This is a genomic window from Sinorhizobium alkalisoli (assembly GCF_008932245.1).
GTDB classification, from domain to species: domain Bacteria; phylum Pseudomonadota; class Alphaproteobacteria; order Rhizobiales; family Rhizobiaceae; genus Sinorhizobium; species Sinorhizobium alkalisoli.
On sequence record NZ_CP034909.1, the window covers coordinates 2,555,001 to 2,568,823 of the forward strand.

A 13,823-nucleotide genomic window follows, 5' to 3' on the forward strand; every position below is an offset into this window, starting at 1 on the left:
AGCGAGAGACGTCGTCGCCAGCAGCGCCGCCGCCCTCGTCAGTGATCGGGCTTATAGACCCACCCCCACCGACACGTCAACAGGCTTTTGCGAAAAAAATGACAGTTTTCTGACGAAGGCCGGCGGCGAAGGGCTTTGACGCCAAACGATTCTTTTTCGCACCCATTTCACCCCCTGTGGATAACCGTCTTCGCCCTCACTTCTTCACAATCGACCGATCTAAGCGGATCCACGTTTCGTTTCGGGTGGAAATACGCGTGGGCCGGCTATCGTCCACCCTCCGTGAATTGACTTCAACACGCGGAATGTGCACATCCTTCGCGCAACAAATTAATACGACAAATGCAAATCGGGGACATCCAGTCTGGCATGATCAATGACAGGAACATGCTACGGTCGCTCGGTGATCAGCCGCCGATCCTGGCGGATGGACGTCGTGCACCGGACCGGCGCGAAATCTCCATGCGCTGGCTCTCGGGGACGTTCCTGACGGGCATCACTTCCAGCCTTCTGATGGGGGTCGCGCTCTTTGCCGCTCTCGACGGCCGGCAACAATTGGCGATTCCGGCGGAAGCCTTTGCCGCCCTCGACCCATCTCAAGGCATCAGCGCTGCCAAGCGCGGAAACCGCATCATCGCACCGAACGTCGTCGCCAAGCCGGCAGACAAGACTGTCATGGAGGTTTCGACGATGATCCATGACGGCGAGCGGGAGGTGGTTCGCCGTCAACCCTTCGTGCACGTTAAGATGGCGCTCGCCGCCAATCACCAGACCACGCAGGATTATCCCTCCTTCGATCCGCTCGCGATCTTTTCCACCGAGGGGCCGGCCGAGGCGCCTGCGGTCAGGACTGGAACGATCTACGGTTCGGACGTGGAATCCGAGGTGGCGTTGAAGACGGTCAACTTTCCTTTGAAGGGGGCGAGCTTGAAGTTCGGCCCCTCGATGTCGCTCGAGGAGGTGGAGGAAAACGTCCGAACCAATGGCTCTGTGCTGACGGAAGGCAGCACCCAGGTCGCCTCGCTCTTCTATGTCGACCCGCAGCGCTTCGCCTCCGACGACGGCAACCTCGACCTGATCCAGGGTCTAACAGCCCGCATCGTCGAGGAAAATATGAGCGTTTCAGCCTATGAGAACATCACCAAGCAGAGCACCGAATATGCCGACGACGTCATACCGGTGCGTCGTGATACGGCGATAGCGACGGTGATGGAGAATGCCGGCTACGCCGAAGCCGAAGCCGAGGACGCCGCCGGCTATATCGAGGAAGCACTCGGCTCCAAGAACCTTACCGCCGGGGATGTCTTGCGGATCGGCATCATCCAGAAGGGCGAAGAGGCGCACATCGTGCGGGCGACGATCTATTCGCGCAACCGGCATGTGCTGACGATGGCGGTCGATGATCATGGGCGTTTCGTTCCCGGTGCGGAACCGCCGAAGCTCGATGCGGTCGAGACCGCCTTCGACGACACGGGCGTGCCGGTGGTCACCAGCGGCCATGACCTGCCACGGGTCTATGACGGCATCTATCGGGCGGCACTTTCCTACGGGATGAGTTCTGACATGGTCGCGTTGCTCGTCAGGCTGCTGGCGAGCAATGTCGACTTCCAGGCGCAGCTGAAGCCCGCGGACTCGCTTGAGGCCTTCTTCTCGGTTGCCGACGAAGGCGGCCTCGCGACCGAGGATTCGGAGCTTCTCTATGTTAATGCCAAGTTCGGCGACGCCGAGACGCGCTTCTACCGTTTCCAGGATCCCGAGGATAATTCGATCGACTATTTCGACCAGGACGGCAAGAGCATCCGCCAGTTCCTGTTACGTAATCCGGTCCCGAACGGTCGCTTCCGGTCGGGCTTCGGCATGCGCCGCCACCCGATCCTCGGTTTCTCTCGCATGCATACAGGCGTCGACTGGGCGGCTCCGCGCGGAACCCCGATCATCGCCGCCGGCAATGGCGTGGTACAGAGTGCCGGCTGGGACTCCGGCGGCTACGGCAACCAGACGCTGATCCGGCATGCCAACGGCTATGTCTCGTCCTATAACCACCAGAGTGCGATTGCCAAGAACGTCAAACCCGGCGCAAAGGTCGTCCAGGGCCAGGTGATCGGCTGGGTCGGAACCACCGGTCTCTCGACGGGTCCCCACCTCCACTACGAGTTGATCGTAAACGGCAACAAGGTTGACCCGCTGCGCGTCCGCCTGCCGGGCGGCAAGTCGCTCTCCGGCGAAGCGCTGGCGCAGTTCGAGAAGGAGCGGCAGCGGATCGACGAACTCCTCGGCAAGGACGATGCCAACGAGGTGGCGAGCAAGTAGCCCGTATTCGCCTTATGCAGATGGGCCGCCTGTGGCGCTACGGGCGGCCCTCTGCATGAAGCAGCAACCTTGTGCATCCTGGGACGGCGCCGTCAACGCACAGGGTTCACGCGGCTTCCTGTGCTGAGCTTGAGCCGCGCTTGAAGGTCAGCCGATCGGAGCCGGCGAGAATCTTGACCGCCGAGCCGTCCGGGAACTCGCCCTGCAGCATCTTCTCCGCCAGCGGATCCTGGACATATTTCTGGATCGCCCGCTTCAAGGGCCGCGCACCATAGGCCGGATCATAGCCCCGCTCGGAGAGGAAATTCCGCGCCTCGTCTTCGAGCTCGATGGTAATCTTGCGCTCGGCGAGCAGCCTGCGCAGCCTTTCGAGCTGAATATCGACGATGGCTCCCATTTGCGCGCGCCGCAGCCGGTGGAAGAGGATGATCTCGTCCACCCGGTTCAGGAATTCGGGCCGGAAAGCGGCTCGCACCACCTCCATCACCTGCTCGCGCACGACATCGCTGTCCTGGTCTTCGCCAAGCCCTGTCAGATACTCCGCCCCGAGATTCGAGGTCATGATGATCATCGTATTTTTGAAGTCGACGGTGCGACCCTGACCATCGGTCAGACGACCGTCGTCGAGCACCTGAAGCAGCACATTGAAGACGTCCGGGTGCGCCTTCTCGATCTCATCGAACAGCACTACCTGATAGGGCCTGCGGCGAACGGATTCGGTAAGCGCTCCCCCCTCTTCGTAACCGACATAGCCGGGCGGCGCACCGATCAGCCGGGCAACCGAGTGCTTCTCCATATATTCCGACATGTCGATCCGCATCAGCGCAGTCTCGTCGTCGAAAAGGAATCGAGCAAGCGCCTTGGTAAGTTCTGTCTTACCGACGCCGGTCGGACCAAGGAAGATGAAAGAACCGATCGGCCGATTTGGGTCCTGAAGCCCGGCGCGAGAGCGGCGAACCGCTCGCGACACGGCCTGGACCGCATCGCCCTGGCCGACGACCCATTTCGCCAATTCGTCCTCCATCCGGAGCAGCTTTTCCCGCTCGCCTTCGAGCATCTTGTCGACGGGAATGCCGGTCCAGCGCGAAACGACATGGGCGATATGGTCCGGCGTCACCACCTCCTGCACCATGGCCTTGGCGCTCGAACTATCCTGGCTTTCCGCCTCGGCGAGTTCTTTCTCCAATTTCGGAATGACGCCGTAGGCGAGTTCGCCCGCCCGCTGGAATTCGCCCTTGCGCTGGGCGATCTGTAGCTCGTTTCTTGCTTCGTCGAGCTCCTTCTTGAGATCGGCGGCACGGCCGAGCTTCTGTTTCTCGGCCTGCCACCGCGCGGTCAGCGTCGCCGCCTGTTCCTCGAGCGCGGCCAGATCGAACTCCAGCTTTTCCAGGCGATCCTTGGAGGAGGCATCGGTCTCCTTTTTCAAAGCCTCGCGCTCGATCTTCAGCTGGATGACACGCCGATCGAGCTCGTCGAGCTCCTCGGGCTTGGAATCGACCTGCATCCGCAGTCTCGACGCGGCCTCGTCCATGAGATCGATTGCCTTGTCCGGCAAAAACCGGTCGGTGATGTAGCGGTTGGAAAGGGTCGCGGCCGAGACCAGTGCCGAATCGGATATCCGCACCTTGTGGTGCTGCTCGTACTTCTCCTTGAGCCCGCGCAGGATTGAGATCGTATCCTCGACCGACGGTTCGTCGACGAAGACCGGCTGGAACCGTCGGGCAAGAGCCGCATCCTTCTCGACATGCTTGCGATATTCATCAAGCGTCGTCGCGCCGATGCAGTGCAGTTCGCCGCGAGCCAGTGCCGGTTTCAGGAGATTCGACGCGTCCATCGCGCCGTCCGCCTTGCCGGCGCCGACGAGAGTATGCATCTCGTCGATGAAGAGGATGATCTCGCCTTCCTCGGAGCGCACCTCGTTGAGTACCGCCTTCAGTCGCTCCTCGAATTCTCCGCGGTACTTCGCGCCGGCGATCAATGCCCCCATATCGAGCGCCATGAGCCGCTTGTCCTTGAGGCTCTCGGGTACGTCGCCATTGACGATGCGGAGCGACAGCCCCTCGGCAATCGCCGTCTTGCCGACGCCAGGCTCACCGATCAGCACCGGATTGTTCTTCGTGCGGCGCGACAGCACCTGGATTGTGCGGCGGATTTCGTCATCGCGGCCAATCACCGGATCGAGCTTGCCATCGCGCGCTTCCGCCGTCAGATCGCGTGCATATTTCTTCAGCGAATCGAAGCCCTGCTCGGCATTCGCGCTGTCGGCCGTCCGGCCTTTGCGAATGTCGTTGATCACCTGATTGAGTTTCGTCGGTGTCACGCCAGCCTTCGAGAGGATCGCAGCGGTAGAGGCCGAACTCTCGACCGCGAGGGCCAAAAGCAGCCGCTCGACGGTGACGAAGCTGTCGCCGGCTTTTTGTGCCGCGTCCTCGGCCGTGGTAAACACCTTGGCAAGCGGCTGTGAAAGATAGACGGAACCGCTGCCGCCGGTCACCTTAGGAAGCTTTGCCAGCGCCTGCGCAGTACCCGTCCGCGCTTCGCGTGCGTCGCCGCCGGCGCGCTCGATGAGCGATGCCGCCATCCCTTGATCGTCGTCAAGCAAGACCTTGAGAACGTGCTCCGGCGTGAACTGTTGATGTCCCTCCGCCAGGGCATAGGTCTGCGCCGATTGCAGGAAACCACGCACACGCTCGGAATATTTTTCGATATTCATAACTTACCTCCATAGCCCGGCAAGCCCATCGTGGTGGCACTGGCCGGAGTTTCAGGATCAGGCTCCCGCATCGGCAAGCCTGTCATCGACGCCTCGTCCTCGCCTTGCGCGGGATCAAGTCTTCGAAGGGGAATATGGGGCAGCATTTTAGGAAATTAAAGGTGGGTATATCACCGCTTTTCCGAAATCAGATTTGCGGGAACGCGAGGATTCCGGGGGCTGTTGATGGCAAGATGAGCCGCTCGGCGTTCTGCAGCTGGCGCTGGCCCATCGGCCCGAAAATCGGACCCGGCTTTCCGAAATCGATACACAGAGTCAAAGAATACAACGATACTTGCGCGTCCGAAACGACGCGCGGCGTTGCAATACAGAAGGCCCGGCCATGAGACCGGGCCCTACTTGACACGTGCGCTTGTCTTTTATTCCGATGCCGCCAATGCCGCCGCATCGCCAGATGCCGGAGCTTCACCCGCTGCACCCTCTTCTGAGGCGGTCCGGCGTGGCTGGCGGCGCGGCCGAGACGCACTGCGGCGGCGCGATGATGCCCGGCCGGACGACTGCGTTTCCTCTTCCAGAGCGACCTCGGCAGGCACGCCTTCGATCACCGGCTGCGGTCCGGAACCGTCAACCACCGGCTGCGGCTCAATTGCGGGCGTTACTGCCACCGGCGCCGGCGCCGGTTCTGCAAAGACCTGCTCCTGATCCAGATCTTCCTGCTCGCGGTCGGTCAGATCGCGATCCTGCTGATCCTGGCGGTCGTCCCGCTGGAAGCGATCCTGCATCTGTGCCTGTGCTGCCGCGATGATGCGGTTGTAGTGCTCGGCGTGCTGGAGGTAGTTTTCGGCGATGACGCGGTCGCCGGCGCTTTGGGCGTCACGTGCGAGCGCTGCATATTTTTCAGCAATATGCTGCGCTGTGCCGCGAATCTTCACGTCCGGGCCGGAGCTGTCATAGGTGCGCGTCAACGGATTGGAGCCCTTGCGGTTACCATTGCCGTTATTGTTGTTGCTATTATTGTTATTTCGCCCACGGCCGCGCTTATTTTGCTGTCCTGGCCTCATCGTCCATTCACCCGAATCTTTTCTATAATGATCATATGGTTCCGCATCCCGGCCGGCTCTGCCGCGCCAGAAAAACACGCGCCGCAGCAGACCGTCTGTTCGCGATCTCGGCGCCGGCTGACGTCAAATTAACAGATACCCGCACAAGGCACTGTCGAACCCAAGCAACTCTTTCTTGAGAGCAATCCCCATTGGCCAGGCCATACTGGACCGAATCTCCGGTCCATGACCCTCTGCCCAGTGCGCGGGCGCAAACTAGCCCGCTTCCTTCGGGATTCCAAGCCCTTTCTTTGCTCTTCAAGATAAGAGAGACGCCGGTGCAGCATTTTTTCAACGGTTGGTGCTGCCTTCGACGTCCTGCTCGAACACCAAGACCCGGTCGTTGCCGCCGAAATCCTTGGCGCTTTCAAGCAGGCGGAACCCCTCGCTCACGAACAGCGCCGCGACTGCCTGCTTCTGGTCGAAACCGATTTCCAAGCCTATTACACCGCCCGCCTCGATATGGCGGCCCGCGTGTAGAGCGATTGCGCGATAGGCATCAAGCCCGTCATCTCCGCCGTCAAGTGCGGCAGCCGGATCGTAGAGTCTCACTTCCGGCTCAAGCTTCTCGATAACTTTGGACCTGATATACGGCGGATTTGAGACGACGATGTCGAACCGTCCACCCACACCTTCAAACCACTTGCTTCGAAGGGTTTCGAAGCGTTCGGCCAGGCCGTTCCGCTTGGCGTTCTCGCTTGCGGTCGCCAAGGCTTCGTCCGATATATCGGTACCAAGGCCGCGCGCGTCAAGTACCGATGCGAGGAGCGCGAGACAGATGCCTCCGGTTCCGGTGCCGAGATCGATGATTCGGCAGTGTCCCTTGCAAGCGGCGATCCGGCGTGCGTACGGAATAAGTCGATCCACCAGCATTTCCGTATCCGGCCGCGGCTCGAGGGTTTCCCCGGACAGCTTGAGCGTCAATCCGTAGAACTCGCGTTCACCCAGAATGCGATAGACCGGCTCGCGACCCGCGCGGCGCTGAATTGCGGTCCGGATACGCTGAGCGTCGGCGTCGCTCACCGGATGCCGACCGCGGGTCATCAACTCCGCAAGAGACAGGCCGAGCAAACCCGAAACGAGATGGCGCGAATCCAGCGCCGCACCTTCGATGCCGGCGGCCATCAACCGATCGCGACTTTCGGCAAGAAGGCTGTCAACCGTCTCGGCCATCGCTGCTCAGTTCTGCTTTTCGCCGAGGAGGGCGAGCTGGCTTGCCTGATGGTCCGCCAGGAGCGCATCAACCACCTCGTCGATCTCGCCTTCCATCATCCGATCGAGCTTGTAGAGCGTCAGGTTGATCCGGTGATCGGTCACCCGGCCCTGCGGAAAGTTATAGGTGCGAATGCGCTCCGAACGGTCGCCGGAACCGACCTGATTCTTGCGATCGGCGGAGCGCTCGTTCTCGGCACGCTGGCGCTCCATGTCGTAAAGCCGCGAACGCAGTACCTGCATCGCCTTGGCTCGATTCTGGTGCTGCGACTTCTCCGAACTCGTAACAACGATGCCGGTCGGCAGATGCGTGACTCGGACGGCCGAGTCGGTTGTGTTGACATGCTGACCGCCTGCGCCTGATGAGCGCATCGTATCGATGCGGATATCCTCCGGCCGGATCTCCACGTCGATCTCCTCGGCCTCCGGAAGCACGGCGACGGTTGCAGCTGACGTGTGGATGCGGCCGCTTGCTTCCGTCTCCGGCACGCGCTGCACCCGATGAACGCCCGACTCGAATTTCAGCCGCGAGAACACGCCGCGGCCGGAGACGGTCGCGATGATTTCCTTGAAGCCGCCAGCTTCCCCCTCGCTTGCTGAAAGCACCTCGACGCGCCACCCCTTGGTCGCGGCATACCGCTCGTACATGCGGAAGAGATCGCCGGCAAAGAGTGCCGCTTCCGAGCCGCCGGTGCCGGCGCGGATCTCGAGAATGGCGCTTTTCTCGTCTGCCGCATCCTTCGGGAGCAGCAGGACCTGGATTTCCTGCTCGAGCGCTTCGATCCTCTCCTCAAGCTGCGGCCGCTCCATTTCCGCAAGGTCGCGCATGTCCTTGTCCGTCGACCGGTCGTCAAGCAAGGCGTCGATGTCGGCAAGCTCGTCCTCTGCCTTCTGGTAGGCGCGGATCTTCGTTACCACCGACTGTAGCTCTGAATATTCCGAAGCGAGCTTCACATAGACATCGGCTGAAGGACCGGCAGACATGCGGGCCTCGATTTCGCCGAACCGTCGTTCGAGTTCGCGCATCTTTTCAACAGGAAGGTTGGCCAACTGTCACTCCAAATACACTCACCCGCCCGAACCCCGCCGGACGAGAACAAGACGCTCTCGTTCGATCTATACCGGTATGCCGTTTGCAGCGGCGAAATCGATGAGGATCTGGCGGATCGACGTCTCGGATTTCACGTCGTCCAGCTGAGCATCGAGGACTTCGCCCAGCTTTTCCGCATCGAGCGCGAGCAGCATCGCCTTCACCGGACCCACGGCCGTCGGCGACATCGACACCGAGCGGAAGCCCAGGCCGAGCAGTGCCATCGCCGAGAGCGGTTTGCTCGCCATCTCGCCGCAGAGAGTCACCGGCGTTTCGTTGCGCTCGCCCGCGCGCACGATCTGGCGAAGGATCCTGAGGAACGGCCGACCGAGCGTATCGAAGCGATCGGAAACCCGGGCATTGCCGCGATCCACCGCCATGGCGAACTGGAAGAGATCGTTGGAACCGACCGAGACGAAATCCACTTCGGCCATCAGCTCGTCAAGTTGCCACAGCAGCGCCGGCACCTCCAGCATCGCCCCGAACTGCAGCTTGCGCGGCAATTGTTCTCCGATCTTCGACTGCCTTTCGATTTCCTTCTGCAGAAGCAGGCGCGCCGCCTTCAGCTCGGCAACCTCCGTCACCATCGGCAGCATCAGCTTAAGTTCGCCGCCGGCGGCGGCCCGCAGCATCGCCCGGAACTGGGTGCGCAGCAGCCCCGGCCGATCGAGCGAAAGCCGGATGGCACGCCAGCCGAGTGCCGGATTTTCCTCTTCTGCTGCGCGGAAATAGGGAACCACCTTGTCACCGCCGATGTCGAGCGTGCGGAAGGTCACCGGCTTGCCGCCCGTCTGCTTCAAAACATTGCAGTAGAAGGCCTCCTGCTCCTCCGCCTTCGGCATGGTGGAAGCAATCATGAACTGGAGTTCGGTCCGGAAAAGTCCTATTCCTTCGGCCCCGGCCTCGTTCAGATGTGGCAGATCGACGAGCAGACCGGCATTCATCATCAGGGTGATGCGCTTGCCATCCCTCGTCAGCGGCTCGACGTCCTTGAGCGCCCTGAACTGCGCCTGACGGCGGGCTCGGAAGCGCACCTTCTCCTCGTAGGAGCGCTGCAGATCGGCGACCGGGCGCAAATGGACCTTGGCATCGTCACCGTCGACGATGATCGCGTCGCGATTTTCGGCAAGCGCCACGGCGCCTGCCGCCTGACCGACAACCGGGATGCCCATGGCGCGCGCGACAATCACGACGTGGCTTGTGACCGCCCCCTCCTCGAGCACCAGCCCGCGCACGTTCTCCCGCGGGTAGTCGAGCAGTTCGGCGGCGCCCATTGCGCGCGCGACGATGATCGCATCATTCGGGAAGTCCGCCGCCGAAAGCTTGGCGCCATAGCCCGACAGCTGGCGCAGGAGCCGGTTGGCAAGGTCGTCGAAGTCGTGCATCCGCTCGCGGAGGTAGGGATCCGTCAGGCGTATCATCCGTGCCTTGGTCTCGCTCTGCACCCGCTCGACAGCAGCTTCCGCCGTCAGGCCGTTGCGGATTGCTTCCTCGAGCTTCCTCACCCAGCCGCGATCATGAGCGAACATGCGATAGGTCTCTAGCACGGCCCGGTGCTCGCCTTCCATCGACACATCGCGCCGGGACAGCATATCGTCTATCGATATCCGCAGCGAGCCGAGCGCTTCCGCCAGGCGCTGCAACTCGCGATCCGTGTCCTCGTTGAGCAGATTGGTAACGACGATCCGCGGTTCGTGCAGAACCACATAGCCCAGGCCGATACCCTCGCCATAGCTGTTGCCTTCAATCGCAACGGGGCGCGAAAGATCGAGCTCCAGTCCGGGCTTGGTGATTTTCTTGAGCTCGCCGGTCGCGACCATCTCGGCCAGCACCATCGCGGTCGTCTCGAGCGCCTCGACCTCGTCCTCGCGATAGTTGCGCTGCGCCTTGTTCTGCACGACGAGGACGCCGAGCGCGCGTCCGGTGCGCAGGATCGGCACACCGAGGAAGGAATGATAGATCTCCTCGCCCGTTTCCGGCAGATATGTGAAGGCGGGGTGTGATTGGGCATCGGAGAGATTGAGCGGGCGCGCCGAGGCGGCGATCGTACCGACGAGGCCCTGGCCCATCTTCAATTGCGCCAGGTGCACAGCAGTCTTGTTCAGACCCTCTGTCGCGTAAAGCTCGAGCACGCCGTCGGAGCGCAGCACATAGACGGAGCACACTTCCGCGACCATGTTCTGCGCTATCTGGCGCACGATCCGATCCAGGCGCTCCTGCGGCTCGAGCGGCTCCGCCATGAGTTCGCGCAACCGCTTGAGGAGAACGCGCGGACCCGCGGAAAGGTCTCTCATCGCGTGGGGTCTCCCGACAAAAACAGACGTCAGCAAAGGACGGGATGCGGCGGCCGTCAACGGGGCCGCGAATCCCAGATCTTATGCCTGCTGCTTAACTCTTATCCAGACCGTAAACGGAATGCAAAGTCCGAACGGCCAATTCGGCATAAGGTCCATCGATCAGAATGGAAATCTTGATTTCCGAGGTGGTGATCGCCTTTATGTTGATGCCCTTGTCGGCAAGCGCCCGGAAGGCCGAGGCGGCAACGCCCGCATGGCTGCGCATCCCAATGCCGATGACGGAGACCTTGACCAGACCGGATTCAGACTGAACCACGTCGTAGCCGATCTTCTCCTTGTTTTCCGAAAGCACCTTCAGCGCCTTGTTGACGTCACCGGACGGCACCGTAAAGGTCATGTCCGTCTTGGAGCCGTCTTCCGAGATGTTCTGAACGATCATGTCGACATTGATGTGGGCTTCCGCAAGCGGCCCGAAGATCGCGGCGGAAACACCCGGCCGGTCGGCCAAGCGGCGCAGCGAGATCTGGGCTTCATCCTTGGCATAGGCAATGCCGGTTACGACTTCCTGTTCCACGATCTCTTCCTCATCACAAATCAGCGTTCCGGGCGGGTTTAGAAGGTCACCCATGCCCGGCGCATCGGGATCCTCGAAAGACGAGCGCACGAAGGTGCGCACCTTGTGCACCATGGCGAGCTCGACCGAGCGCACCTGCAGCACCTTGGCGCCGAGAGACGCCATTTCCAGCATTTCCTCGAAGGCGATCTTCTTCAGCCGCCGGGCTTTCGGTTCGATGCGCGGGTCGGTCGTATAGACGCCGTCGACATCGGTATAGATATCGCAGCGGTCGGCCTTGACGGCGGCCGCGATCGCGACTGCCGAGGTGTCGGAGCCGCCTCGGCCGAGCGTTGCGACCCGGTTGTCGGGGCCGATCCCCTGGAAACCGGCAACGACCGCAACCTGCCCCTCGCCCATGCGGCGGATGATATCGGAGCCGTCTATGTCAAGGATGCGGGCGGCACCATGGGCGTTGTCGGTGCGGATCGGGATCTGCCAGCCCTGCCATGATCGGGCATTGATGCCCATGGACTGGAGAGCGATAGCGAGCAGACCGGAGGTCACCTGCTCACCGGAGGCGACGACCGCATCATATTCGCGCGCATCGAAAAAGGGCGCGTTGGCGCATGCGACCTTCGGCATGTTGTCGACCCAGCCGACGAGTTCGTTGGTCTTGCCGGACATGGCAGAGACGACGACCGCCACCTCGTGGCCGGCGTCGACTTCGCGTTTAACGTGGCGGGCGACATTGTGGATGCGGTCCAAATCTGCGACGGAAGTTCCGCCGAATTTCATCACGATGCGTGCCATTTCGCCTCTACCGTACCAACAAGTTTTCCGCGCGAACGCGCGACAGGAATTCGCTCCGCCGGCACCTGACGATCGAAGAGCTTTGAAGAGACGTCTCAGACATCGGCCGGTCACCGCCTCGGGGAGCGGAAGTCGCGGCGTCTCTTAGCGGATCAGGGGACGGCGCGCAATGGCCGTGAAAGCCGGAGGCAGGGCTGCGAACGCGTGGGCGGACAACGCACCCGCCGAGGTGTTGAGTCAGCATCGCCTCGACCAGCGCGGCATCAATCCGATTTCATAATTAAACCACTTGCAATTTAAAACCATTGTTACATGCTCGAAGGATCGAGAGGCGGAAACAACGGGAGGAAAGTGGAATGCGCAAGGTCATCATGTGGGATATGGTCAGCGTCGACGGCCTCTTCGAGGCCCCGGGCCACGACATCGGCTGGTTCGTATTCGAAGACGAGCTTGCCGACTATATCCGCGAGACGCAGCTTGGGGCCGACACGCTTCTCTTCGGCCGCGTTACCTATGAAATGATGGCGACCTACTGGCCCTCAGCCGAGGGGGAGATCGCCACCTTCATGAACAGCGTCGAGAAGTTCGTCTTTTCCAGAACCCTCCAGAATGCCGATTGGAACAACACGACGCTCGTTTCCGGCGATGCCGCTGCCGAGGTAGAGAAACTGAAGCGGCGCGAGGGTGGCACGATCTTCGTCTACGGCAGCGCCGATTTCGCGGGGACGCTGACGGCCAAGGGCCTTGTCGACGAATACCGCCTCGGCATCAATCCGGTGCTGCTCGGCAAAGGAACGCCCCTCTTCCAGAACATCCCCGACCACACGAAACTGTCGCTCACCCAGGTGCGGCCGCTGAAGTCGGGGGTCGTCATCCTGCACTATCAGCCCGTCCGGAACTGATGAACGCAGCTACAGGACCCTTGACATCGCCCGCCAATCGTCCGACTTCACGATGAACCGGCAAGGCGAGGTAGACTGCGATGAGCGAGACGGCACGCACGACGATCGATCAGAACGAGGTCGATCGCTTTTCGGCGATGGCGGCCGAATGGTGGGATCCGACCGGCAAGTTCCGTCCGCTGCACAAGTTCAACCCGGTGCGCCTCGCCTATATTCGCGATAAGGCCTGCGAGAATTTCGACCGCGACCCAAAGAGCCCGCAGCCGCTGAAGGGGCTGCGCCTGCTCGACATCGGCTGCGGCGGCGGTCTTCTCTCCGAGCCGATGGCGCGAATGGGGGCCGACGTGCTCGGAGCCGATGCATCGGAAAAGAATATCGGCATCGCCAGGACGCACGCGGCGGGGAGCGGCGTCGCGGTCGATTACCGCGCCGTGACAGCCGAAGCGCTCGCCGCGGCTGGCGAGAGCTTCGATGTCGTCCTCAACATGGAAGTGGTCGAGCATGTAGCGGATGTCGACTTCTTCATGACGACCTGCGCCCACATGGTTCGCCCCGGCGGGCTGATGTTTATCGCCACCATCAACCGGACGCTGAAGGCCGCGGCCCTGGCCATCTTTGCCGCTGAGAACGTGCTGCGCTGGTTGCCGCGCGGCACGCATCAGTACGAAAAGCTCGTGCGTCCGGAAGAACTGGAAAAGCCGCTCGAGGCGAGCGGCATGCAGGTCACCGACCGCACCGGCGTGTTCTTCAGCCCGCTTTCCAATCAGTGGAACCTGTCGCGGGACATGGACGTCAACTACATGATCGTCGCCAAGCGGCCGATTTGAATAAGT

General features: G+C 61.7%; 9 protein-coding genes. 3 read left to right on the plus strand and 6 right to left on the minus strand.

All coding sequences use genetic code 11. The features are described from left to right. The first annotated feature begins 369 nt into the window (after nt 1-369). Nucleotides 370-2,310: a M23 family metallopeptidase gene (locus EKH55_RS12450; RefSeq protein WP_069459292.1), complete on the plus strand. Its 1,941-nt coding sequence runs from the start codon at nt 370-372 to the stop codon at nt 2,308-2,310. A gap of 106 nt (nt 2,311-2,416) precedes the next feature. Here EKH55_RS12450 and clpB read toward each other — a convergent pair whose 3' ends face one another. The 6 genes from clpB to EKH55_RS12485 form a co-directional block, all read right to left on the minus strand. Further along, a complete protein-coding gene (clpB, locus tag EKH55_RS12455; protein WP_069459291.1) occupies nt 2,417-5,023 on the minus strand; it encodes an ATP-dependent chaperone ClpB in 2,607 nt (868 codons plus the stop codon). A 419-nt stretch (nt 5,024-5,442) separates the two neighbouring features. After that, nucleotides 5,443-6,084, minus strand: coding sequence for a DUF4167 domain-containing protein (locus EKH55_RS12460; RefSeq protein ID WP_069459290.1), 642 nt, complete (start codon nt 6,082-6,084; stop codon nt 5,443-5,445). Nucleotides 6,085-6,414: 330 nt separating this feature from the next. Next, nucleotides 6,415-7,296: a peptide chain release factor N(5)-glutamine methyltransferase gene (prmC, locus tag EKH55_RS12470; RefSeq protein ID WP_069459289.1), complete on the minus strand. Its 882-nt coding sequence runs from the start codon at nt 7,294-7,296 to the stop codon at nt 6,415-6,417. Between the two features lie 6 nt (nt 7,297-7,302). Beyond that, on the minus strand, nt 7,303-8,385 hold the full coding sequence (prfA, locus tag EKH55_RS12475) for a peptide chain release factor 1 (RefSeq protein WP_069459288.1): 1,083 nt from the start codon (nt 8,383-8,385) through the stop codon (nt 7,303-7,305). Nucleotides 8,386-8,451: 66 nt separating this feature from the next. Beyond that, nucleotides 8,452-10,719, minus strand: a complete 2,268-nt coding sequence (gene ptsP / locus EKH55_RS12480; protein WP_069459287.1) for a phosphoenolpyruvate--protein phosphotransferase — start codon at nt 10,717-10,719, stop codon at nt 8,452-8,454. Between the two features lie 94 nt (nt 10,720-10,813). Next, the gene (locus tag EKH55_RS12485; protein WP_069459286.1) at nt 10,814-12,088 is read right to left on the minus strand and encodes an aspartate kinase; all 1,275 of its coding nucleotides are present in this window, start codon (nt 12,086-12,088) and stop codon (nt 10,814-10,816) included. 356 nt (nt 12,089-12,444) lie between these two features. Between EKH55_RS12485 and EKH55_RS12490 the strand changes: the two genes are divergently transcribed. Continuing rightward, nucleotides 12,445-12,990 (plus strand): dihydrofolate reductase family protein, encoded by a 546-nt coding sequence (locus EKH55_RS12490; protein WP_069459285.1) that lies wholly within the window; start codon nt 12,445-12,447, stop codon nt 12,988-12,990. Nucleotides 12,991-13,070: 80 nt separating this feature from the next. Further along, the gene (ubiG, locus tag EKH55_RS12495; protein WP_069459284.1) at nt 13,071-13,817 is read left to right on the plus strand and encodes a bifunctional 2-polyprenyl-6-hydroxyphenol methylase/3-demethylubiquinol 3-O-methyltransferase UbiG; all 747 of its coding nucleotides are present in this window, start codon (nt 13,071-13,073) and stop codon (nt 13,815-13,817) included. Nucleotides 13,818-13,823: the final 6 nt, after the last annotated feature.